The 24,172-nt window shown below is 44.2% G+C and carries 14 protein-coding genes, 2 tRNA genes, 2 rRNA genes and 1 riboswitch; of the genes, 12 read left to right on the forward strand and 6 right to left on the reverse strand.

The genetic code is table 11. From position 1 onward, the window contains the following. From CWO27_RS09105 to CWO27_RS09120, 4 genes are all read left to right on the forward strand, one after another. Positions 1–725: ribosomal RNA gene (locus CWO27_RS09105) — 23S ribosomal RNA — on the forward strand; the annotation flags it as partial. Positions 726–842: 117 nt separating this feature from the next. Then, positions 843–958, forward strand: a 5S ribosomal RNA gene (gene rrf / locus CWO27_RS09110). A gap of 67 nt (positions 959–1,025) precedes the next feature. Beyond that, positions 1,026–1,102 (forward strand) — tRNA-Asp (locus CWO27_RS09115). A 60-nt stretch (positions 1,103–1,162) separates the two neighbouring features. Continuing rightward, positions 1,163–1,239 (forward strand) — tRNA-Trp (locus CWO27_RS09120). Between the two features lie 932 nt (positions 1,240–2,171). Here the strand turns inward: CWO27_RS09120 and CWO27_RS09125 are convergent. Continuing rightward, positions 2,172–3,452: a cation:proton antiporter gene (locus tag CWO27_RS09125; RefSeq protein ID WP_017061334.1), complete on the reverse strand. Its 1,281-nt coding sequence runs from the start codon at positions 3,450–3,452 to the stop codon at positions 2,172–2,174. Positions 3,453–3,627: 175 nt separating this feature from the next. Between CWO27_RS09125 and metH the strand changes: the two genes are divergently transcribed. Further along, positions 3,628–7,305, forward strand: coding sequence for a methionine synthase (gene metH / locus CWO27_RS09130; RefSeq protein ID WP_107898885.1), 3,678 nt, complete (start codon positions 3,628–3,630; stop codon positions 7,303–7,305). 115 nt (positions 7,306–7,420) lie between these two features. Here metH and lysC read toward each other — a convergent pair whose 3' ends face one another. Continuing rightward, the gene (lysC, locus tag CWO27_RS09135) at positions 7,421–8,788 is read right to left on the reverse strand and encodes a lysine-sensitive aspartokinase 3 (protein ID WP_081230413.1); all 1,368 of its coding nucleotides are present in this window, start codon (positions 8,786–8,788) and stop codon (positions 7,421–7,423) included. 108 nt (positions 8,789–8,896) lie between these two features. Then, positions 8,897–9,074: riboswitch (Lysine riboswitch) on the reverse strand. Between the two features lie 176 nt (positions 9,075–9,250). Here lysC and CWO27_RS09140 point away from each other — a divergent pair. Then, positions 9,251–10,390 carry a pyridoxal-phosphate-dependent aminotransferase family protein gene (locus CWO27_RS09140; protein WP_048618113.1) on the forward strand — a complete coding sequence of 380 codons (1,140 nt, stop codon included), beginning with the start codon at positions 9,251–9,253 and terminating at the stop codon, positions 10,388–10,390. 107 nt (positions 10,391–10,497) lie between these two features. Here CWO27_RS09140 and CWO27_RS09145 read toward each other — a convergent pair whose 3' ends face one another. The 4 genes from CWO27_RS09145 to CWO27_RS09160 all read right to left on the reverse strand — a co-directional run bounded on the left by CWO27_RS09145 (position 10,498) and on the right by CWO27_RS09160 (position 17,017). Beyond that, positions 10,498–12,261 (reverse strand): PglL family O-oligosaccharyltransferase, encoded by a 1,764-nt coding sequence (locus tag CWO27_RS09145; protein ID WP_102433142.1) that lies wholly within the window; start codon positions 12,259–12,261, stop codon positions 10,498–10,500. 96 nt (positions 12,262–12,357) lie between these two features. Beyond that, the gene (uvrA, locus tag CWO27_RS09150) at positions 12,358–15,189 is read right to left on the reverse strand and encodes an excinuclease ABC subunit UvrA (RefSeq protein ID WP_107898886.1); all 2,832 of its coding nucleotides are present in this window, start codon (positions 15,187–15,189) and stop codon (positions 12,358–12,360) included. 151 nt (positions 15,190–15,340) lie between these two features. Continuing rightward, positions 15,341–16,213: a UTP--glucose-1-phosphate uridylyltransferase GalU gene (gene galU / locus CWO27_RS09155; RefSeq protein WP_048657943.1), complete on the reverse strand. Its 873-nt coding sequence runs from the start codon at positions 16,211–16,213 to the stop codon at positions 15,341–15,343. A gap of 156 nt (positions 16,214–16,369) precedes the next feature. Then, a complete protein-coding gene (locus CWO27_RS09160; protein ID WP_029222919.1) occupies positions 16,370–17,017 on the reverse strand; it encodes a LuxR C-terminal-related transcriptional regulator in 648 nt (215 codons plus the stop codon). A 278-nt stretch (positions 17,018–17,295) separates the two neighbouring features. Between CWO27_RS09160 and CWO27_RS09165 the strand changes: the two genes are divergently transcribed. The 6 genes from CWO27_RS09165 (at position 17,296) to mshL (ending at position 24,133) form a co-directional block, all read left to right on the forward strand. Beyond that, complete coding sequence (locus CWO27_RS09165; RefSeq protein WP_017061342.1) at positions 17,296–17,853, forward strand: single-stranded DNA-binding protein; 558 nt, start codon at positions 17,296–17,298, stop codon at positions 17,851–17,853. Positions 17,854–18,014: 161 nt separating this feature from the next. Beyond that, on the forward strand, positions 18,015–20,030 hold the full coding sequence (gene csrD, locus CWO27_RS09170; protein WP_048662719.1) for an RNase E specificity factor CsrD: 2,016 nt from the start codon (positions 18,015–18,017) through the stop codon (positions 20,028–20,030). Positions 20,031–20,032: 2 nt separating this feature from the next. Then, positions 20,033–21,475: an MSHA biogenesis protein MshI gene (locus CWO27_RS09175; RefSeq protein ID WP_107898887.1), complete on the forward strand. Its 1,443-nt coding sequence runs from the start codon at positions 20,033–20,035 to the stop codon at positions 21,473–21,475. Then, entirely contained in the window at positions 21,475–22,122 is a 648-nt protein-coding gene (gene pilO / locus CWO27_RS09180; protein ID WP_102432807.1) for a type 4a pilus biogenesis protein PilO, read from the forward strand. Before CWO27_RS09175 ends, pilO begins: the two co-directional genes overlap by 1 nt. Next, the gene (locus CWO27_RS09185) at positions 22,115–22,447 is read left to right on the forward strand and encodes a hypothetical protein (RefSeq protein ID WP_048657948.1); all 333 of its coding nucleotides are present in this window, start codon (positions 22,115–22,117) and stop codon (positions 22,445–22,447) included. Before pilO ends, CWO27_RS09185 begins: the two co-directional genes overlap by 8 nt. 15 nt (positions 22,448–22,462) lie before the next feature. Next, complete coding sequence (gene mshL, locus CWO27_RS09190; protein ID WP_048657949.1) at positions 22,463–24,133, forward strand: pilus (MSHA type) biogenesis protein MshL; 1,671 nt, start codon at positions 22,463–22,465, stop codon at positions 24,131–24,133. Positions 24,134–24,172 lie beyond the last annotated feature (39 nt).

The following is a 24,172-nucleotide window of genomic DNA, read 5'->3' on the forward strand; positions in this document are numbered from 1 at the left end:
TGTAGTTTTGATGTTCTAACGTTGGTCCCTGAATCGGGATTACGGACAGTGCCTGGTGGGTAGTTTGACTGGGGCGGTCTCCTCCCAAAGAGTAACGGAGGAGCACGAAGGTGGGCTAAACACGGTTGGACATCGTGTGGTTAGTGCAATGGCATAAGCCCGCTTGACTGCGAGAATGACAATTCGAGCAGGTGCGAAAGCAGGTCATAGTGATCCGGTGGTTCTGAATGGAAGGGCCATCGCTCAACGGATAAAAGGTACTCCGGGGATAACAGGCTGATACCGCCCAAGAGTTCATATCGACGGCGGTGTTTGGCACCTCGATGTCGGCTCATCACATCCTGGGGCTGAAGTCGGTCCCAAGGGTATGGCTGTTCGCCATTTAAAGTGGTACGCGAGCTGGGTTTAGAACGTCGTGAGACAGTTCGGTCCCTATCTGCCGTGGGCGTTGGAAAATTGAAAGGGGCTGCTCCTAGTACGAGAGGACCGGAGTGGACGAACCTCTGGTGTTCGGGTTGTCATGCCAATGGCATTGCCCGGTAGCTAAGTTCGGAATCGATAACCGCTGAAAGCATCTAAGCGGGAAGCGAGCCTTGAGATGAGTTTTCCCTGACGCTTTAAGCGTCCTAAAGGGTTGTCGTAGACTACGACGTTGATAGGCAGGGTGTGTAAGTGCTGCGAGGCATTGAGCTAACCTGTACTAATTGCCCGTGAGGCTTAACCATACAACACCCAAGGGGTTTTGTGGACTCAATAGAAATACCAAACGCTTGAATGAGTTTGAAGAGAAACTTTTAAAGCTCTATTAAATAGAGAAGCAGCTTTCCGAATTTTAAAATTTGCTTGGCGACCATAGCATTGTGGACCCACCTGATTCCATGCCGAACTCAGAAGTGAAACACAATAGCGCCGATGGTAGTGTGGGGCTTCCCCATGTGAGAGTAGGACATCGCCAGGCTTTAAATTAAATCTTTAGGTTGACCAACCTGGAGATATGGACGCTCACTTAGTGAGTTGACCACTGCGGAGTGGTAGTTCAGTTGGTTAGAATACCGGCCTGTCACGCCGGGGGTCGCGGGTTCGAGTCCCGTCCACTCCGCCACTTATTCGATAACCTCGCCTAGTGCGAGGTTTTTTCGAATCTGAAGTAGTAAAAAGTTTTAGGGGTGTAGCTCCAATTGGCAGAGCAGCGGATTCCAAATCCGCGTGTTGGGAGTTCGAATCTCTCCACCCCTGCCATATACGAAGCCTCAGCAGAAATGCTGAGGCTTTTTTACATCTGTTGCTTCTACGAAGCAATGTTGGGAGCTGGATCGCCAGCCCGGTCTAATCTCCGGAGTGCCGGCCCAGTCCACCCCTGTCATATTTAAGGCTCTAGCAGAAATGCTAAAGCCTTTTTGCTTTCTGAATCTAATATACGCCATTAGTAAGCCGCGGATTCCCCGACTTACTAAAATAGAGGGTGCAGGGATTTCGAATCTCTCCACCCCGCCATATCAAAGCCTCAGCAGAACTTCTGGGGCTTGTTTACGTCTGTTGCTTTGCCAGCCAGCTCGAATCTCCGGAGGGACCTAAGTCCACCCCAGGCTAGACTGCGCGTCCCGTAGAAATGCTAGAGCCTTTATTATTCCTGTCATCTTTAGAAGTTACACTGGAAATACCAAGTGCTCCTTTAGCTATCTCTATCTACTCAACCTCTTGAACTCCTGCTTTGTATAGCCTTGTCGAATATGAAGACTTAGTTCAAAACCAGAGCTTTCTGATCAACACTCATTTTGCTCTGCAGTTTTGCTAATTAATAACTAGCGATATTAACGCTATTTAAGCGAGACGTTGAGTCCTGTTGTTTTTGTTTCCACATGAAAGGTTAAGCCTTTCATCTGGCACTTATACAATCTTGAGAGTGGTTTATTGGGTAGACTCGCGACTGCGAATAGGAACTAGTTCTCTGTATGGTTGAACTTCCTGAAAGAGTTCTGGCCAAATCTAGTGTTTACCCTACATTGAGATTTTTGATTACTCCAATATCAGTACATCAAATGTCCTAGATACGATCGATGTGCTACATATACCTTTAGCTAGAGCTTCAGTGAGAAAATTGGTAAGTCTGATTTTCATCAGGTATAAAAAAGGCTACCTAAATTAGGCAGCCTAGTTTAATTTTTTAGATGTTAATCTAGCTCTTTCTCAGCTTGCTTCGCTTTTTCTATCATAGGAGTGATCGTCGAGCCCTGAACGAGAATCGAGAACACTACTACGGCATAGGTCATAACAAGGATTATCTCTTTAACATCTATTGCCTTATCTTCTATTACCCAGATACCTGAAGGGATTGAAAGTGCCATCGCTAGAGCTAGACCACCACGCAAGCCACCCCAAGTTAGAATCTTAATCGACCATGGGTTGTAAGTTCTAAAGCGTTTAAATCCGATGTAAGACAAGAAAACACTCAAGTAGCGTGCACTCAATACTAGAGGGACTGCGAATGCCATTAAGATCCAGTCTTCTTGGTGGAATTTGAATAGCAGCATCGACATACCAATTAATAGGAATAATACGCCGTTTAAGAATTCATCTATTAATTCCCAGAAATGATCTAGGTGATCTTCACTCTCTTTTGAGAATCCGATAAAGCGAGTCCAGTTACCAATCATGATACCTGATACCACCATTGCTAATGGTCCTGATACATGTAGAACTTCAGCAAACGCATAACCAGCAGTTGGGATGCCGATCGTCAATAGTAACTCCATCGAGTGGTCATCGGTGTTACTGATTAGGTAGTGGAATACGAGACCTAAAACAAAACCGTAGACAATGCCGCCAATCGCCTCTTGAACGAATAACATGGTGACACTACCGACAGTCGGTGCTTCTGTACCGAATGCGATAGTAAATAAGGTTACGAAGATAACCAAACCAAAACCATCGTTAAATAGAGACTCTCCCTCGATTTGAGTAGAGATTCGTCTTGGCGCATCGAGTTTCTTTACGATGGCTAGCACGGCAATGGGATCGGTAGGGGAGATTAGAGAGCCAAACAGTAGGCAGTAAATTAGATCAAATTGAATACCAATAAACTGACAGAACCCGTACAGCACAAAACCGATAAAGAATGTTGAAAACAGCGTTGCACCTAATGCGAGTACTGTTATTTCCCACTTCTGGTCTTTTAGGTTTGGTAATTTAATCCCCAAACCACCGGCAAAGAGCAAGAACCCCAAGATTCCCTTAAGTAAGAAATCTTCAAAGTTGATACTGGCAACGGTTTCTGAGGCGATGTCAGCCAATTGGAACCAATTGTTTTGTCCCGCAATGATAATCAATAGAGATAACATCATTGAGCCAGCTGTGATGGCGATGGTTGTCTGCATTTTACCAATTTTGGTATTCACGAAAGCAATAAGCATGGCTGCAGCGGACAAGAAGCATAAGGTGTAATAGACCGACATTGGGATTCCAACATGTAACAAAGTATGAATATGAATATGAATTTTCGTTGTCTCATGCTCAAATAGCAAACATTTTTTTGTCATGAGTCGGTAATCAATTTCCTTTTTTAGACGTCTAGACTCCTTTTTAATGTGTGATAGGATGGAGGGATAATTAAAGGAATGAGGTTGTACCGTGGGAAGTAATGTAAGGCAAAAGATTGACGCTCTGTTGAAGCAACGAATTTTACTGATTGATGGTGGCATGGGCACCATGATTCAGGATTATAAATTGGAAGAGCAAGACTATCGTGGTGAACGCTTTGCTGATTGGCACAGTGACTTAAAGGGCAACAATGACCTTTTAGTTCTTACACAGCCTAAGCTTATCAAAGATATCCATTCAGAATACTTGGAAGCTGGGGCTGACATCCTCGAAACCAATACCTTTAACGCTACAACCATCGCTATGGCCGACTATGATATGGAAAGCCTTAGTGAAGAAATTAACTTTTCTGCTGCCAAGCTTGCTCGTGAAGCGGCTGATGAATGGACCGCAAAGACCCCAGAAAAGCCTCGCTTCGTCGCGGGTGTATTAGGTCCAACTAACCGAACTTGTTCTATCTCGCCTGATGTAAACGATCCAGGTTATCGAAATGTTAGCTTTGACGAGTTAGTTGAAGCTTATTCTGAGTCGACTCGCGCGCTTATTAAGGGCGGTTCAGACTTAATTCTTATCGAAACTATCTTCGATACGTTGAACGCGAAAGCGTGTGCTTTTGCGGTTGAATCCGTTTTCGAAGAAGTGGGCATTACTCTACCTGTTATGATCTCCGGTACCATTACTGATGCTTCAGGTCGTACGCTTTCAGGTCAGACGACAGAAGCATTCTACAACGCACTTCGTCATGTAAAACCTATCTCATTTGGATTGAACTGTGCATTAGGTCCTGATGAACTGCGAGAGTACGTTGGTGAGATGTCTCGCATCTCAGAATGTAACGTTTCCGCTCACCCTAATGCAGGTTTGCCTAACGCATTTGGTGAGTATGACCTTTCGCCTGAAGATATGGCTGAGCACGTTAAGGAATGGGCTGAAAGTGGCTTCTTGAACCTAATTGGTGGCTGTTGTGGTACTACTCCAGAGCATATCCGCCAAATGGCTGAGGCAGTTGAAGGTGTAACGCCGCGTCAATTGCCGGATTTACCTGTTTCTTGCCGTCTTTCGGGACTAGAGCCACTGACGATAGCTAAAGAATCTTTGTTCGTGAACGTGGGTGAGCGTACTAACGTTACCGGTTCTGCCCGCTTTAAGCGCCTTATTAAGGAAGAGCTTTACGACGAAGCCTTGAGTGTTGCTCGAGAGCAAGTTGAGAACGGTGCTCAAATTATCGATATCAACATGGATGAAGGGATGCTAGACGCTGAGGCGTGTATGGTTAAATTCCTTAATCTATGTGCGTCAGAACCAGAAATCTCGAAAGTGCCAGTCATGGTCGACTCTTCTAAGTGGGAAGTTATCGAAGCTGGTCTGAAATGTATTCAAGGCAAAGGTATCGTTAACTCAATCTCTCTAAAAGAAGGCAAAGAGAAGTTTGTTGAGCAAGCCAAATTAGTTCGTCGTTATGGTGCAGCTGTCATTGTGATGGCGTTCGATGAAGTCGGGCAGGCTGATACTCGAGAGCGTAAAGTCGAGATCTGTACCAATGCCTACAACATTCTTGTTGATGAGGTTGGCTTCCCACCTGAAGACATTATTTTTGACCCGAACATCTTCGCGGTTGCTACTGGTATTGATGAACATAACAACTATGCGGTCGATTTCATCGAAGCTGTAGGGGATATCAAGCGTGATCTCCCTCATGCGATGATCTCTGGTGGTGTATCGAACGTGTCGTTCTCATTCCGCGGTAACAATTACGTTCGTGAGGCAATCCACGCAGTATTCCTATATCACTGTTTTAAAAATGGTATGGATATGGGCATCGTAAACGCTGGTCAACTGGAAATTTACGATAATGTTCCAGAAGATCTGCGTGATGCTGTTGAAGATGTTGTATTGAACCGTCGTGATGATTCGACTGAACGATTGCTTGAAATGGCGACCGAATACCTAGAGCGTGCTGTCGGTAAGGTTGAAGATAAATCTGCTCTAGAATGGAGAACTTGGCCTGTAGAGAAGCGCTTAGAGCACTCTTTGGTTAAAGGTATCACCGATTTTATCGTTGAAGATACCGAAGAAGCTCGCGTTAATGCCTCTCGCCCTATCGAGGTGATTGAAGGCCCTCTAATGGACGGCATGAACGTTGTCGGTGACCTATTTGGTGAAGGTAAGATGTTCTTACCACAGGTTGTAAAGTCTGCGCGTGTTATGAAACAAGCGGTTGCCCACCTAGAACCATTCATCAATGCATCGAAAGAAGTGGGCGCAACTAACGGTAAGATTCTATTAGCGACCGTTAAAGGTGACGTACACGATATTGGTAAGAATATCGTTGGCGTGGTTTTACAGTGTAATAACTACGAGATCATCGATTTAGGCGTAATGGTTTCTTGTGAGAAGATTCTCAAGGTCGCAAAAGAAGAGAATGTCGACATTATTGGCCTGTCTGGACTGATTACACCGTCTCTTGATGAAATGGTACACGTTGCCAAAGAGATGGAAAGACAAGGTTTTAAGCTTCCTCTATTGATCGGCGGCGCAACTACATCTAAAGCGCACACTGCGGTCAAGATTGAACAAAATTATTCAGAACCTGTTGTATACGTAAATAATGCCTCGCGCGCTGTAGGTGTGTGTACTTCACTACTTTCTGATGAATTGAAGCCCGCTTTCGTTGAGAAGCTAGATATCGACTATGATCGCGTTCGAGACCAGCACAATCGTAAGAAGCCGCGCACTAAGCCTGTCACACTTGAAAGAGCTCGTGCCAATAAAGTCGCTATCGATTGGGATGCGTATACGCCACCGGCACCCGCTAAGCCGGGAGTTCACATCTTCAATGATTTTGATGTAGCTACTCTGCGTCAGTACATCGATTGGACTCCATTCTTTATGACATGGTCATTGGTTGGTAAGTACCCTGCGATCATTGATCATGAAGAAGTGGGTGAAGAAGCAAAACGTTTATTCAAAGATGCCAATGATTTACTGGATCGCGTAGAGAAAGAGAAGCTGCTTGAAGCGCGTGGTATGTGTGCCATGTTCCCAGCGAACAGTGTTGGTGATGATATTGAAGTGTATACCGATGAATCTCGTACCGAAGTTCTAAAAGTTCTACACAACCTTCGTCAACAAACAGAGAAACCAAAAGGCTTTAACTATTGCCTGTCAGATTACATTGCGCCAAAAGAAAGCGGTAAAGCGGATTGGATTGGTGGCTTTGCGGTAACCGGTGGTATTGGTGAGCGAGAGCTGGCTGATGAATACAAAGCGAAAGGCGATGACTACAACGCAATCATGATTCAGGCGGTTGCTGACCGATTGGCTGAAGCGTTCGCAGAGTATCTGCATAAAGAAGTGAGAAAGGATATTTGGGGCTACTCGCCAGATGAGGATTTGTCTAACGACGATTTGATTCGAGAGAAATACCAAGGTATTCGTCCAGCTCCAGGTTACCCTGCTTGCCCAGAGCATACAGAGAAAGGCACGTTGTGGGAGCTGATGGACGTTGAAAAGGCAATCGATATGTCATTAACGACAAGCTACGCGATGTGGCCTGGTGCCTCAGTGTCTGGTATGTACTTCTCACACCCTGATGCTAGATACTTTGCTATTGCTCAGATTCAACAGGATCAAGTGGATAGCTATGCTGACCGCAAAGGTTGGGACATGTTAGAAGCCGAGAAGTGGTTAGGTCCAAACATTAACTAGTTTGAATCTATAACGAGCTTTGATTCGTAAAGTTAAAAAGAGAAAGGGTTGCTGAATGGCAACCCTTTTTGTATTTGTGATTTAGTTATTTATCTGTCGATGATAAACGGACTTTCTATTCAAATAACTCTTGGTGCAGTTTTTGAATCGCCAACTTAGAAACAGATTCATCTAGCAAGAAACACAGGTTGTGTGGGCTTGCTCCGTAACAAATCATGCGTAGGTTGAAATCTTCAAGAGTGCCGAATACCTGCTTCGCATAGCCTTTGCTTTCGCTCATGTTGTTACCAATAAGCGCAACAAGGCATAGGTCGTGCTCAATATCGACAGAACACAGCTCTTCAAGCTCAAGACGAGCGGCTTCAGGTAACTCAGGAGCACCACCTGAAGTGTCTGTTTGATCCAGAGTGAGTGACACACTGATCTCTGAGGTGGTGATAAGATCGACCGAGATCTTATGTTTAGCAAGGATCTCGAATACCTTTGCCAAGAAGCCATAGGCATGGAACATGTTAGCGCTGCGGAGTGTAACCATAGTTTGGTTGCAGCGTAGGGCAAGCGCTCTAAATAGAGGGGAGCTTTCAACTTCTTGACGAATCCAAGTTCCACCGAGCTCTGGTGCTTTAGAAGAGCCGACAAATACTGGGATTTGGTGGCGCAGTGCAGGTACTAGAGTTGATGGGTGTAAGATCTTCGCACCAAAGTTTGCCATTTCCGATGCTTCACTAAAGCTGATCTCTGGGATAGGAGAAGCTTTAGGTGCAATACGAGGATCAGTGGTGTAGATACCCGGAACATCCGTCCAGATTTCTAAACCAATCGCCTGTACAGATTCGGCAATCAATGCTGCTGAGTAATCACTGCCACCGCGGCCTAAAGTCGTGGTGTTACCTTCGCTATCAGCACCGATAAAACCTTGGGTCACGACAACTTGTTGTTGGCAAAGTGGCATAAGTTTCTGTTGCGCTAGAGCGGCAATATCTTCGAGTTGAGGTTCGGCTTTACCAAAATCATCATTAGTGCGCATCACATCTCTGATATCAAAGCGAACTGCAGGAGTCCCTCGTTCACGGATGATCTGAGCCAAGATGTGTGTCGACATCAACTCGCCACATGCGACAAGGTGATCAGTCAGTTTGGTACTGGTTTGAAATGATGCCGCTTCTGCTGCGCTCGCAATGTCATCAAGAATGCTGTGAACTTCTTTTTCGATGCTGACTGAGTCTGCCAGTTGGCCAAGAATTGCGTTATGAATGTCCGCTAATTGAGCCATCAATTCCTGACGACGAGCTTTATCTTGAACGCCATTCGCCAGTTCAACCAGCAAGTTAGTCACACCAGAACACGCAGAACTTACGACTAACTTGGTATTTGAGTTGTTTTCAATAATGGCAGCACAACGGCTCATTGCTTCAAAGTTGGCAACACTTGTACCACCAAACTTAGCGACATTAAAAGAACCAGCTACATTAGATGCACTCACGATATATCTCCCACGACTTCCTAAAATAAAATTACGGTTGGGTAATCCAACGTCCGATGTTTTTCGAAGAGAGTTTTAGAGCAAAAAGAGAGGAATTATTAGAATAGTAACCTCAGAAGCTCTTCACCATATAGAAATGGCGACAGTTGACGGGATTCAGCCCGCTCAACCGATAATAAAGGTCCTGCATTCTTTTATTATCTCGGCACTGCTCCCCATAAATGTTTTGTATTGGAAATGCGGTTCCACAAAACACCTGCCTGGGCAGTGCTCCTCTTCTGCTAGATAGCCATTTCATTGAACGTGTTTGCGGTAACAATGTCAATCCGTAACTTGAGATAATTGAAAAATAATTTTAACAATTATGTGACAGTGGTTTGACCTCAATACTTATGGCTAATTGCTGAGGTAATCAATTTGCTTTAGGGTGGATTGTTCACAACATTAACGTAAGGGATGTACATGTCTAATTTAACACTCACTACTGCTATCGATAGCTTTTATCCACCACACCGAACGTTAATGGGACCAGGTCCTTCTGATATCTCACCTCAGGTACTGCAGGCTCTAAGCCGTCCGACGATTGGTCACTTAGATCCGCTTTTTATTGCGATGATGGATGAGCTTAAACAGCTTCTTAAATACGCTTTTCAGACTGAAAACGAATTTACGATTGCCGTTTCTGCACCGGGCAGTGCGGGTATGGAGACCTGTTTTGTTAACTTGATTGAGCCTGGTGAAAAGGTGATTGTTTGTCGTAACGGTGTCTTCGGTGAGCGTATGCGAGAAAACGTGGTGCGCTGTGGTGGCGAAGCCATCCTTGTTGATGACGAGTGGGGCAAGCCCGTTTCAGTTGAAAAGGTAGAACAAGCATTGGCAGAAAACCCCGATGCTGTTGCGGTTGCATTTGTGCATGCAGAGACATCAACTGGAGCGCTATCTGATGCTCAAGCTATCTCAGCTATCGCTCGTCAGTTTGATGCGTTAACGATTGTCGATGCAGTGACATCACTTGGTGGTGTGCCATTGCTGGTTGATGAGTGGCAGCTAGATGCGGTTTATTCTGGCAGCCAAAAGTGTCTGTCTTGTGTGCCAGGGCTATCTCCGGTGACTTTCTCTCAGCGTGCCGTTGATAAAATGAAAGCCCGCCAAGCTCCAGTGCAAAGCTGGTTCTTAGATCAAAGTTTAGTATTAGGTTACTGGAGCGGAGAAGGTAAGCGCAGCTACCACCATACCGCACCTGTAAATAGCCTCTATGCTCTGCATGAGTCGCTGGTTTTGTTGAAAAATGAAGGCTTAGATAATGCGTGGTCTCGTCATCATGCGATGCACCAGGAGCTTAAAGAAGGCGTAGAAGCTCTAGGGTTAAAGTTTGTGGTTGATGAAGAGAGTCGCCTGCCGCAGCTGAACGCACTTTATTTCCCTGAAGGAATTGATGAAGCTAAGATCAGAACGCAGCTTTTAGAAGAATACAATCTTGAAATCGGTGCAGGGCTGGGCTCTTTGGCTGGTAAGGCATGGCGTATCGGCCTAATGGGTTACGGTGCTCGTAAAGAGAATGTTGCGCTGTGTCTCAAAGCGTTAAAAGATGTTCTGAAATAGTAGTGGCAATGAACTGAAATTAAAGAGAAAAGCGCCCGAGAGATCGGGCGCTTTTTTGTGTCTAACCGAAAGGTCAAAAATGGTGCTTCAGTTCCGAATTCTAAACATCACTCAGCAGATGAAACGGTATCTTCTGCTTGTGACACTTTCTTATACTGAACCTTTGAAAAGTCTCTATCTGGGAACAAGAAGCTTGCTTCACTACGAATTTGTTCCGCCTTGCTGTGATCCCCCAATCCTTGATAAGCAAGAATAAGGTTGCTGTAAAAAGCCGGCCTAGGCTTACTCTTGATGATCTCTAACGACCAGTCGATGTAAGGCTGGATAAGGCTCGGGTCTGCTTTATAGAGACCAATATTAAGGTATGTGCTGTATATGTCCCAATCATAGCGATCTTTCCAGACTACGGGGTTGGTTACTTGCTTAAGAATGTCTGGGTTTTTAGGCTTAGACAGCTCAAACTTAGTCAGGACATAGTTGGTATGCAGAGCGCTCAACATATAAAAACTGACCAAGATAGGTATTACTAAGCTCGATACTCGAAACAAGGTTTTACTGATGATACTGAACGGCTGTTGATAGTGTCGGGAAGAGCGTTGATCGACCCAGTAAATCAATATAATGAATGTTATCCAGTGAATCGCCGAGTGGTAAAAAGGATACTCAAGTTGAGAGTGCAAAAGGATTGGAATGAATAATGCGAGCAGGGCTAGACGCGTTCCCTTTGCAGAACTTGCTATGCGTGACATAACCAATATTGCAGCAATCAAGATTCCGATGATTGGTACTATGCCCCCTTCAACTCCCCAAAGCAGGAACTCATTGTGAGGGTGATCCATTGAAGGAAGGCCGGGATGATAGTTCGAGTTGAGTTGATGTTGGCGAGCCGTATACAAGGTGTACTCAGATTCAAATTTCCCGTAACCATAACCGGTAAATGGCTTTTCGATCATCATATCTAGAGCTTGTGGGAAGGTATAAGCTCGTGGGCTTTCTAGATTCACCTTCTTGCTAGCGATACTGTCTGTAGCACTGAGGTTAATAACCGTAAACGCAACAGCGATACCAACCACTACTGATATACACCATCCGTAGAAGCGTTTCTTGGTCGAGAATTTGTATAGATAAGGCAGAATGCAGACAAACCCAATGACGGCAGCTAACCATCCTGTACGTGATGCGATGATGATCAGCAGTGGCACGGTTAAAGTTGGGGTCAGATACAGTAAGAAAGACTCACTGATCTTATGGTTATATTTAGCGGGCTGCCTTGCTAAAAGGTAAGCTGAAAGCACAAAGCCCGTAGCAAGGAAGCTTGCCATTACATTCGGTTGTTGGAATATCCCATATGGTCGGTTTGCCGCTGTGTTGTAGCCAAATAGGTTGCCAGGCTCCAAGAAGAAATATTGCACATAGCCAAATAGTGCTTGTATGACAACAGCAAGCACAATGAACCACAACATGCGCTGCTTGTGCTTATTGCTGAATTTAAATTGCTGCAGCACGACGAATAATGCAAAGCCCGCCCACAATCCAAGCAACCGTCCTGAAGCTCCTTGAGGAGCTGCATTGCTGTATAAAATGGGTAGTGTGAGTATGACGCAGCTTATCAACAAGCCAATCGTTAATTTTGAATACTTAAGTACTCGGTTGGTAGCGAGTTGGTAAAAGCCAATTGCTAGCGTGAAGCTTAGCGCCAGCCAAGTTGTTGGGTTAAATGATAACGCAAGCCCCGAGCCTCCAGGGTTAGGCATGAAAAAATGCATGGCTAACAAGAATACAACAGCTAAAGAAGCCAGAAATGCTTTGTTGAGTGGTAGCTGAGTGACCTGATTTTCTAGCTGGGTACCGCTAGTGTGTATTGTTGCCATAAATCCCTAACCTTATAAAAACAGAGCTTGTTCCTTCTGAAACAAGCTCTGTTACTTTAACATTTTTCTGTCTGCTCGCAGGGCGCTATTTTACACCTACTTCAAATTTAACATAGGCTTAAGGAAGCGAGCGGTGTGTGAACCTTCGACTAAAGCCACATCTTCAGGTGTACCTTCTGCAACAATCTCGCCACCACCTTGACCACCTTCTGGGCCAAGATCTAGGATCCAGTCTGCTGTTTTAACGACATCTAGGTTGTGCTCAATCACGACAACCGTATTACCGTGATCACGCAACCTATGTAGTACTGTTAACAGCTGCTGAATATCGTGGAAATGAAGACCTGTTGTTGGTTCATCTAGAATGTACAAGGTTTTACCTGTGTCTCGCTTCGATAGCTCACGCGCCAATTTAACACGCTGCGCTTCACCACCAGATAAGGTTGTCGCTGCTTGCCCTAAGCGAATGTAAGATAGACCCACGTCCATGAGTGTTTGCAGTTTACGAGCAATCACTGGAACCGGATTGAAGAACTCACGCGCATCTTCTACGGTCATTTCAAGGACTTCGTCAATGGTTTTGCCCTTGTAACGAACTTCTAGTGTTTCACGGTTGTAGCGTTTACCTTTACACACATCACACGGTACATACACATCTGGCAAGAAGTGCATCTCTACTTTGATTACGCCATCACCCTGACAAGCCTCACAACGACCACCACGCACGTTAAAGCTGAATCGACCTGGTTTATAACCACGAGATCGTGACTCTTGTGTGCCTGCGAATAATTCACGGATAGGTGTGAAGATCCCTGTGTAGGTTGCAGGGTTTGACCTTGGTGTACGACCGATAGGGCTTTGATCTATGTCGATCACCTTATCAAAATGTTCTAATCCATTAATCTTTTTGTGTTGTGCAGGAACAGCAGTCGTGGCCCCGTTTAATTGAGTGTGGGCGACTTTGAAGAAGGTGTCATTGATTAGTGTTGATTTACCTGAACCTGATACACCTGTAATACAACTGAATAAGCCTACAGGAATTGTCGCGGTGACATTCTTTAGGTTGTTCCCCGTTGCGCCTACGATCTCTACGACCTTTTTCTTGTCGATAGGTGTTCTCTTTTCTGGCACTGCAATTTCTTTGGCGCCGCTCAGGTATTGGCCTGTCAAAGAGTTCGGGTTCTTGATGATGTCTTGCATGGTGCCTTCTGCTACCACGTGTCCACCATGCACACCTGCACCTGGGCCGATATCGATAACATGGTCAGCACAACGGATTGCGTCTTCATCATGTTCAACAACAAGCACCGTATTACCTAGATCTCTGAGGTGAACCAAAGTTTGCAGCAGACGTTCATTATCGCGCTGGTGGAGGCCAATCGATGGTTCATCCAGTACATACATAACGCCAACTAAACCGGCACCGATTTGGCTCGCCAAACGAATACGTTGCGCCTCACCACCAGACAGCGTCTCGGCACTGCGTGATAGGTTAAGGTAGTTTAAACCAACGTTGACTAAGAAATGCAGACGATCATTGATCTCTTTCATCACTTTATCTGCGATCTGCCCACGCTGACCGTCTAATTTCAATTCTTGGAAAAATTGTAGTGCGTCAGCAATGCTCAGTTCAACGATTTCCGGCAGTGTTGTATCACCAATGAAAACATTTCGAGCCTCTAATCTTAAGCGAGTACCATCACAGCTAGAACATGATTTGGTTGATATATATTTGGCAAGATCTTCACGCACCGCGCTAGATTCAGTATCACGGTAACGGCGCTCTAAGGTATTTAATATTCCCTCGAATGGATGACGCTTAACTCGAATATCACCTCGGTCATTGATGTACTTGAATTCCACTTCAGTACGACCTGATCCTTTTAGAATGATCTCTTGAGTCTTTTTCGGTAGAGAATTAAATGGTGCATACAGGTCAAAACCATAATGTTCTGACAGCGATGTTAGCATTTGGAAATAGTAGTAGTTCTTTTGATCCCAACCTTTGATCGCACCTTCTGCGATACTTAGGTTCTCATCCAAAATCACTCGGCTTGGGTCAAAATACTGCTGAACCCCAAGACCATCACAAGTACCGCATGCCCCAGCTGGGTTATTGAAAGAGAATAGGCGAGGCTCTAGTTCCTGCATGCTGTAGCCACACTTTGGACAAGCGAAGTTAGCAGAGAATACGATCTCTTCTTGGTCTGTTTCATCCATCCAACCGACGACAGCGATGCCGCCAGATAGCTCTAATGTGGTCTCGAATGACTCAGCTAAACGCTGTTGAAGATCAGGACGAACTTTGAATCTGTCTACCACGACTTCAATGGTGTGTTTCTTATGAAGTTCAAGTGCTGGTGGATCGGATAGATCACAGGTTTCACCATCAATGCGCGCACGGATAAAGCCTTGTGCCGCTAAGTTTTCCAGTGTTTTAACATGCTCACCTTTACGCTCTTTGACGATCGGTGCCATTAACATCATCTTTGAGCCTTCAGGCAGTTCTAATACCTTGTCGACCATTTGGCTGATGGTTTGCGCAGCTAGAGGGATGTTGTGATCTGGACAGCGAGGTTCGCCAACTCGCGCATACAGTAACCTAAGGTAGTCATAGACTTCAGTAATAGTACCGACGGTTGAGCGGGGGTTATGTGACGTCGATTTTTGCTCTATCGAGATAGCTGGAGATAAACCTTCGATGTGGTCTACATCGGGTTTTTCCATAAGAGATAGAAATTGGCGAGCGTAGGCAGACAAAGACTCAACATAGCGACGTTGTCCCTCTGCGTAGAGAGTATCAAACGCAAGTGACGACTTCCCTGAACCGGATAGTCCAGTGATAACCGTGAGTTTATCGCGGGGAATCGTTAGGTTAACGTCTTTGAGGTTATGCGTACGAGCGCCTCTAATTTCTATTTTATCCATCTCAATAGACCATGTAATTTTAAGTGGCTAAAGTATTACATAGAGTGAGATTTGTGCAAAGTTTTACTGGATAAAAAAACAGTAAAATAAAAAAAGGGTGACTCATCGAGTCACCCTTTTACCATTCGAAACGCTAGTTATTAACCAGTCGTTATGCTTCTTTCTTTGTCGAGTGCTTACCTAGCTCAATTTGCTTTTGGTCTTTTTTGTATAGGTTTTCGAAGCAGTAGTTTGTTGCTTCGATATAACCTTCAACACTACCACAGTCAAAACGTTGGCCTTTAAATTTGTAAGCCAATACACAACCCGCTTTTGCTTGTTTTAACAATGCATCGGTAATCTGGATCTCGCCGCCTTTACCTGGTTCTGTTTGCTCAATTAGTTCAAAGATATCTGGAGTCAGAATATAACGACCAATGATCGCTAGGTTGCTTGGAGCAGTACCTTGTTCTGGCTTTTCTACCATGTCATCAACACGGAAAAGATCATCTTTAATCATTTCGCCTGAGATAACACCGTACTTGTGAGTTTCTTCTTCAGGAACTTCTTGTACAGCAACAATAGAACAGCGGAACTGTTTGTATAGCGCAACCATTTGAGCCAATACACCTTGTTGCTCGTTAACACAAAGGTCATCGGCAAGTACAACGGCGAATGGTTCATCACCTACAAGTTCGCGACCCGTCAAGATAGCGTGGCCAAGGCCTTTCATCTCACGTTGACGAATGTAGGTGAAGTTTGCTGCTTCAATCGTTTCACGGATATTAACCAATAGATCTTCTTTATTGGTACCGCTAATCTGGTGTTCAAGCTCGTAGTTTTTATCAAAGTGATCCATGATCGAGTGCTTACCACGTCCAGTAACGATGCACATTCCATCCATACCAGCTTCAATAGCTTCCTCTACACCGTATTCAATCAGAGGTTTGTTTACTACAGGCATCATTTCTTTAGGCATTGACTTGGTTGCAGGTAAAAAACGTGTACCGTAGCCAGCTGCCGGGAAAAGGCACTTTTTGATCATGATAAGACCCTTTATCTATAATAATTATTGATTCAACTGAGTTGTTGATATTTCTGAGGGCAACTCTAGCATAAGTTATGTCGAAAATTCAGCAACAATAGCCATGGTTTACTAGAGCTTCCCTCAAAATTATCGTCAGACTAAGAGGTGGGTCGATTATGCAAGCAGGTTCTGGTTTGCCCATGCTATCGCTTGAACTCTATTTTTTACCGCAAGCTTACGGAATATCTGATAGAGGTGAGATTTAACCGTGAACTCACTAATAAACAAGTCATCGGCGATTTGTGTGTTTGAAGACCCTGATTGAAGACAGCGAATCACCTGAATCTCACGAATGGTTAAATCAACATTGGTTGGTGTCGTGTTGGTATTGACCATATTGCGATAATAAAACAACAGTTGATTGGTTACCTTCCTTGGCAGCCAGTTATCGCCATCAATGACTTCTTGAAGACCACGAGCAATCTTGTCCTTTTGTTCAGTGTTGTAAAAGAGTCCTTTTAGTACCCCATAGGTAAGAAGCTCTGAGGTTGGAAGTTGCTGGGGGACATTGAATAAAATGATTTCGTGATTTTTCCACATAACAGTCAGGTTAGGACAAATAACCAGTAGTTGTGGTACCTCTCTGTAATCGACGAGTAAGATCCGGTTACTCTGCTTTCTATCAACTAGCATTAATTCGTCGGGTGTCATTTTGTAGAGAATAATAGATAAGTGCTTTTCTATCTCTTTTACATGTAGATAGGTATCGTTTGGGTCGATGCACAGAAAGTGTAAAGTGCGAGCGTATCTTGATTTTCTCATTGAAACGTCCTGTTTGAGTGGGATTAGATTCCACGTTGTCATGCAGGCTTTCGCTTCTCTAGCGCCTTGATAGTGACTTGCGTTGAATATCAATTATCAAAGTAAATGAGTGGTTTGTAAGTGGAGAAAAAAGCAACATCGCTCTGAATATCATGATTTGTTACGTTTTTATTCTTTGTGGTGGAGTGAGAATAGGAAGCGATTTATCACAACAGAAAAGCATGCTATTCTTGTGCGCTAAAAATTTTCTGAGACTATGAATTTAGACGGAGCAAATCATGGCTAGCCGTGGAGTTAACAAAGTTATATTAGTGGGTAACCTAGGTAATGACCCTGAAATTCGTTACATGCCAAATGGCGGCGCAGTAGCGAACATTACCATTGCAACGTCAGAGTCATGGCGTGATAAAGCAACTGGCGAGCAGCGTGAAAAAACAGAATGGCACCGTGTTGCTCTGTTTGGCAAGCTTGCGGAAGTTGCTGGTGAGTACCTGCGTAAAGGTTCTCAAGTTTACATTGAAGGTCAACTTCAAACGCGTAAATGGCAAGATCAAAGCGGTCAAGATCGCTACACAACTGAAGTGGTTGTTCAAGGCTTCAACGGTGTAATGCAAATGCTTGGCGGCCGTGCTCAAGGTGGTGCTCCTGCTCAAGGTGGCATGGGTAACAACCAACAGCAAGGTGGTTGGGGTCAGCCACAGCAGCCACAACAACAGCAGCAACAATACAGTGCTCCAGCTCAACAGCAGCCGAAAGCACCTCAACAAGCTCCTCAGCAGGCTCAACCTCAATATAATGAGCCGCCAATGGATTTTGATGATGACATCCCATTTTAAGCTCTGTTTTTAATATATTATAAAGACAGTATTAAATTGGAAAAAGCCGCGTTCATCGCGGCTTTTTGTTACCTACAATTCTTAACGCTTTATTTACAACGTCAATTTATAGTATAAGTAGCAATACGGTATAATGTGAGTTGAAAAGGATTTCGTTATTCATGAGATATACCCCGACACTAAAGTTGAGCACCCGATTGGTCGCATTTGTCACCGTGATAGTGATCAGCGCGATGTTCATTCTTTTTATTGGTGGCACACTTTCCTTTAAGCGTATTGGACAGGAATATTTAGACCATTATTTGGTTGGTATTGTCGACGTTGTAGATAAAGAGATGGAAGATCCCGACGCCGCGTATTCAATGCAGCGTTGGATGCCTAAAATGTTGCAGGCGAGCAATATTGTTGAGATGAAACTCTCGAACAAGACTGGCATCGTCTATCGTTTCAAAGATACCTCCCCACAAATTGATCCCAATCGTCTTTATGAGAAAAGCTTCATTTTAGAGCGTAATGAAGGGTATCGAATCGAATTTAAAGCACTCCCTCCTTATATTGGCTACAACTACTCAATGGAAGCGATGTGGTCAATTACTTTGGCTGTCGCATTGGTCTTGTTCTGTCTGGCTCGCGGTGTTCGTTGGTTGAAAGAGCAACTCATGGGTTCTGAGATCTTAGAAGAGCGAGGAAGAATGATCCTTGCTGGACAGGTTGAACCTCACGCAAAGGGGGATGAGCGTGAATGGCCTTATACGGCAAGTGAAGCCTTAGATGTATTGATTGAAGAGCTACAAGATGCTCGTCAAGAGCGAAGTCGCTTTGATACCTTTATTCGTACCCATACCTTCCTAGATAAACTCACGGGCACGGCAAACCGAGTTTTATTTGATAATAAACTGGAATCGGTACTACATGAAAGTGGTGCTCGAGGTGGTGTGTTACTGATACGTATCGACGAATGGGAACAAGTTCGTGATGCTAACGACAAGCAAATCACTGACGGCTTTATTATTGAAGTCGGTGAAGTCTTATCGAATATCGTTCAGCGTTATCCAGATGTCATTTTTTCTCGCTATTACGAAGCGGACTTTGCTGTATTCATCCCTCACCAGGGTGCAAAAGATATTGCGACCTTGGCAGGTCAATGTTTAAGGCAGTTGGATAAGCTAACCCCGCCAGAGCCTTTGGAATCTGATAACTGGTGTCATATCGGTGTGACTATGTATACCGAAGGTGATCGTCACAGCCAGATCATGGATGAAACGGAAACGGCATTAAAGAGTGCTCAGTTAGAGCGTATTAATAACTGGAGCCGTTACCCGAAACAGAATAAGAATGAGTTGGATAGAGGCAGTGTTCGTTGGAGAACATTACTTGATAAAGCGCTGCTTCCTGAAAATTTAGTAATCTTTGCTCAGCGGTGTTATCTTATGCCGGAATCTGGTCAAGCTAATGAATTACATAGAGAAATATTTACTAGAATTCAGGATCCTGATAAAGGTTTATTGAAATCGTCTCGATTTATGCCTGCGGTAGAGCAAGTGGGTTATCAAGCTCAAATGGACCAATCGGTTCTAAAGGTTGTGTTGAAATCGCTGAAAGAATCAACTCAACCTATCAACTATTCGGTGAATCTGAATGTTACCCCGTTTGCTAATAAACAGCACTTTAAGTGGTTTAGGAGTGAGTTGTTACAGCTTTCTGCTCAGCACCGCTCTCAGCTTTCATTTGAGTTTCCAGAAGGGCACTTGATTGCTCATCTTGATTATATGAGACCGGTGGCAAAGATGCTACGAGGTTTAGGGTGTAAAGTTGTGGTTGGTCAAGCGGGGCGAACCATTGTTAGCACTCACTATATAAAAGACTTAAAGGTTAATTACATTAAGCTTCATCGAAGCTTAATCAAGAAAATTGATCAAAGGCATGAGAATCAACTGTTTGTCCGAAGCTTAATTGGGGCATGCGGTGACTCTCCAACTCAAGTTATTGCCGTTGGAGTCGAGACAAAACAAGAGAAGAATACTTTGATAGAGTTAGGCATTAACGGCTATCAAGGAAGATATTTCGACGAAGAACAACAAATTATCCCTTTGCCTAACCACGTTGAAAAGGCTGCAAAAGCGGAATCTGTTGTAAAAGTTGGACGAAGAAATCGATGGCGTAAGAGTAGTAGTTAAGAATGAATTTTAAAGCGATTTTAGACAAGATAAAGCCAACGAATAATAAAGGTAGCTCGCAAGTTGTCCTGCTGGGCAATGATGCCATTTATATTTCATCGACAGAACAAGAACCTCAAGTAACCAGTATTCCCGTGGTTAATGGGGACTGGGAGAGTGCGCTAAAAAAATTGCTTAGCAGTGAGGCGTTTGCCAGTAATCGTCTCCAGTTGGTTGTCTGTGCTAACTACTACCAAACCTATCAACTTGATAAACCGGATATTCCAGAGAGTGAATGGTCGGTTGCGTTGCCATTTTTACTCAAAGATCTCGTCTCTGAAAGGGTTACTGAGATCACGGCGAGTGCGGTCGCGCTTCCGACGTCGAACAAGCTGCAAGTGTATGTCTTGCCTAAAAAGCTGTTAGATAAGCTTTTAAATATTGCCAACTCGGTTCAGATCGAATTAGTTGGAGTAGCTCCTGAAGATGAAATCTGGGGTTACAGTGCTGGCGAGTTGTCTAACTTCATCCTTTTACAGCGCAGCGCTAATTCACACTTTAAGTTGGGTGCGTTTGTTGAAAATACCGTTTGTTTTCAAAGAACGATTCGCAGTGTTGTTCCACCTTTAACGGGTGTTGCGTCAAGTGCTCTGCAGTTAGATGGTCTCGCTTTAGAGCTTCAACGCTCGATTGATTACCTTTCTTCACAAATTAAAGGTACACAGCTTCACCAGCTGAAAATTTGCTGTGACGAAGAAGATGAAGCAGAGTTACAAAGTGCCTTAAATAGTACATTGAGCTCGACAGTTTCATTGTTGGCTGAAGATGAACGTGATAATTCAGAGAGTTTGTTGGTTAAACTCGCAGCTGAAAAAGAGACGTTTAAGGTCAATCTTTACCCTGAACATCTTAAGCCTAAAAAAGAATATTTTACGCTGACCAATGTTGTTGCGAGCTGGGGGCTAGTTTGTGTTTTATTGCTTGGTGGTTACTTCGCGATGCAGTACCAAGTATCTAATCTAGATAAAGAACTAACAGCCCTGCAACAAGACTCGAATCAACTTAACAAGCAAGTTAACCAATTGAATAGTAAGTTAACTCAACACAAACCGTCCCCAGAGAAAGTGGCGGCCGTTGCGCGTCTCAAACGTGAGACTCAAGCAAAAAAAGAGGCTTTGAAGGCGGTCGGGCAATACGACGAATCCCAACAAGTCGGGTATTCTGGCGTCATGAATTCCTTAGCTAAACTAGGCCGAAATGACATCTCTCTTTCGCACATCTACATGACCCACGATACTTTAGATCTTAGTGGCTTGGCTCGTAACGCAAATGTCGTTCCGAACTGGATTGGTCAGTTTAAAAGTGAGCTTAATTTAGTTGGACGTGCTTTTGAAAAACTAAAAATAGGTCGTAATGATCAGGATGTGGTGACGTTTGAGTTAAGTACTCGTCGGGAGAGTAAATAATGCAGCAGTGGAATCAACTTAGCGATAAGTTTCTTGCATTGAGCCAAAGAGAAAAATGGCTACTTTTCGTGTGTGGTTTTGTTGGCCTATCCATGTTGTTGTTTACCTTATTGGTAGAGCCCGCGTATCTCAACTTACAAGCGAAAAATGCTAAGGCGACCAGCCTGACTCAATCAAACCAAAGGCAGCAAGGTGAGTTACTTGTTCTACAAGCTAAGTTAAACAAAGACCCAGATAAAGAAATTAACCTCGAATACAAGAAACTAATGCGAGAGAGCCAAGATCTTTCATTGCAGCTTTCAGAAATTGTCGACGGGTTGATTACGCCTTCTCAAATGTCGCAATTATTGGAGAGTGTTCTTAATGCCGGCAATGGGCTTAAGCTTGAATCGCTAGAGTCGTTAAAACCAGAGGCGATTTCGAACAATAAAGAAACCAGTGAATATTCAGGCTACTTTCTTCACCCTGTGAGAATGGAACTAACAGGTAGTTACTTTGATATTTCAGCTTACCTTCAAGCACTTGAGTCTCTTCCTGTTAGCTATTACTGGCGCACATTTGAATACACGGTAGAGGAATATCCTAAAGCTCGACTGGTGTTCGAGGTTTATACATTAGGTACCAGACAGGAGTTTATCGGTGGTTAGAACTCTTTTGTTGTTTCTGCTGTTTAGCAGTTCCGTGGTGTGGGCTGAGCAAGATCCAACGGCGCCATTAGGCTGGCTTTCACCTCAACAGAAAACGGCACCTGCTAAGAAAGCACCAACTCGCTATCGCTTACCTTCTTTAGAAAGCATCGTGTGTAAGGGAGATACGCCTTGCTATGCGATTATGAATGGTCAGATTCTCGGCCAAGGGGAAACGATCAGAGGGTACCGAGTTAAGAACATAGATCCAGAATACGTCACTCTGCAGAGAAGCTCTAAGCAGTGGAAATTAGAGATGTTCTCTTTAGATGTTAAGAATAATTAAGGTTAGAGTGAAGACATGCGTAAACTTGTAGTTGCAATCCTAGTGTCATCTTTGGTCGGCTGTTCGATGGGGCATAGAGATCCTGTTGAGATTAAAGAATCTTTAAACGAATCAATTAATGAAGCCAATAGCAGAGCGCTTCATGAGCTGCCTTCGTCGGTACAAGATGACCTTATGCCTCAGCTTAGTTCTGACTCTATGTCTCCGGGGATGGAAACGGTTAAGCGTTTTCGTATTCAGGCAAAAGGTGTTGAAGCGAGAACCTTTTTTGCAAGCTTAGTGAAAGGTACTGAGTATAGTGCTGCTATTCATCCAAGTGTTTCTGGAAAGCTCACTTTTAATTTAACCGATGTGACGTTAGATGAAGTGCTGGCTGTTGCTCAGGACATGTATGGCTACGATATTGAAAAGCGTGGAAAAGTCATTCAGGTTTACCCTGCAGGTTTACGTACAGTAACGATTCCTGTTGATTACTTACAAGTTAAACGTTCTGGTCGCTCATTAACGACGATCACGACAGGGACTATCACGACTTCTGATTCAAACTCGTCGAGCTCTTCCAGTTCCAATTCAAATTCGTCGAATTCATCCAACTCTTCTAACTCATCGAATTCTACATCGAACGGTGGTACAGAGATTGAAACGACCTCTGAAAGTGACTTTTGGCCACAACTTGAAGCCGCCGTTGCTCACTTAATTGGTTCTGGTGATGGACAGAGCGTCGTTGTTACCCCGCAAGCCAGTGTGATTACTGTGCGTGCTTATCCTGATGAAATCCGTGAAGTTCGTGAGTTCTTAGGCATTTCTCAGAAGCGCTTACAACGCCAAGTGATCTTGGAAGCAAAGATCATGGAAGTGACTTTGAGTGATGGCTACCAGCAGGGTATTAACTGGACCAAGATGTTCTCGTCAAATGGTACTAACTACACAATTGGCATGGGCTCTATTGTTAAAGATGCAGCCGGTACGATAATCCCAGGTACATTGCCAGGGATGGACCCAATTGGTGCAGCTTTAGGTGGTCAATCTAACCTAGTTGTTTCTGGTGGTAGCTTTGAAGCAGTATTAAGTTTCATGGATACACAGGGAGATTTGAACGTGCTGTCTAGCCCTAGAGTGACAGCTGCGAATAACCAGAAAGCGGTTATTAAAGTCGGTACTGATGAATATTATGTAACTGATTTATCAAGTGCGGTTGGTAGTGGCGATAACGCGAATGTCGCTCCTGAGGTTGAATTAACCCCGTTTTTCTCTGGTATCTCTTTGGACGTGACACCTCAGATCGATGATAAAGGCAGTGTGTTTTTACATGTCCACCCGGCAGTTATTGAGGTGGATGAAGAGGTCAAAGAGCTTAACTTGGGTTCAACAACGGGGGTCGTGACGCTTCCTTTGGCAAAAAGCTCTATTCGTGAGTCTGACTCAGTGATTCGTGCTCAAGATGGTGATGTTGTGGTTATTGGTGGCTTGATGAAATCAAATACCAGCGATGTAACCTCTAAAGTTCCATTCCTTGGTGATATTCCAGCCCTCGGCCATTTATTCCGTAATACCAGTCAGTTGACGCAAAAAACTGAGCTTGTGATCTTGCTTAAACCGACAATCGTCGGTGTGAACACATGGCAAACAGAGTTAGAGCGTTCTCGAGATCTGCTTCAACAGTGGTTCCCAGATGATGAAGAGTAGTTACTTACTTTTTCAATGTAGATTGGCAGTATCTAACTA

Origin of the sequence: Vibrio sp. 10N.286.51.C3 (genome assembly GCF_003050065.1) — a bacterium.
GTDB classification, from domain to species: Bacteria; Pseudomonadota; Gammaproteobacteria; order Enterobacterales; family Vibrionaceae; genus Vibrio; species Vibrio crassostreae.

Coding starts and splice junctions, on each gene's coding strand:
- CWO27_RS09160 (WP_029222919.1), bottom strand. CDS start 17,017: ATGAGAAAATCAAGATACGCTCGCACTTTACACTTTCTGTGCATCGAC.
- galU (WP_048657943.1), bottom strand. CDS start 16,213: ATGATCAAAAAGTGCCTTTTCCCGGCAGCTGGCTACGGTACACGTTTT.
- uvrA (WP_107898886.1), bottom strand. CDS start 15,189: ATGGATAAAATAGAAATTAGAGGCGCTCGTACGCATAACCTCAAAGAC.
- csrD (WP_048662719.1), top strand. CDS start 18,015: ATGAGATATACCCCGACACTAAAGTTGAGCACCCGATTGGTCGCATTT.
- mshL (WP_048657949.1), top strand. CDS start 22,463: ATGCGTAAACTTGTAGTTGCAATCCTAGTGTCATCTTTGGTCGGCTGT.
- CWO27_RS09125 (WP_017061334.1), bottom strand. CDS start 3,452: ATGTCGGTCTATTACACCTTATGCTTCTTGTCCGCTGCAGCCATGCTT.
- CWO27_RS09140 (WP_048618113.1), top strand. CDS start 9,251: ATGTCTAATTTAACACTCACTACTGCTATCGATAGCTTTTATCCACCA.
- CWO27_RS09175 (WP_107898887.1), top strand. CDS start 20,033: ATGAATTTTAAAGCGATTTTAGACAAGATAAAGCCAACGAATAATAAA.
- CWO27_RS09165 (WP_017061342.1), top strand. CDS start 17,296: ATGGCTAGCCGTGGAGTTAACAAAGTTATATTAGTGGGTAACCTAGGT.
- CWO27_RS09145 (WP_102433142.1), bottom strand. CDS start 12,261: ATGGCAACAATACACACTAGCGGTACCCAGCTAGAAAATCAGGTCACT.
- pilO (WP_102432807.1), top strand. CDS start 21,475: ATGCAGCAGTGGAATCAACTTAGCGATAAGTTTCTTGCATTGAGCCAA.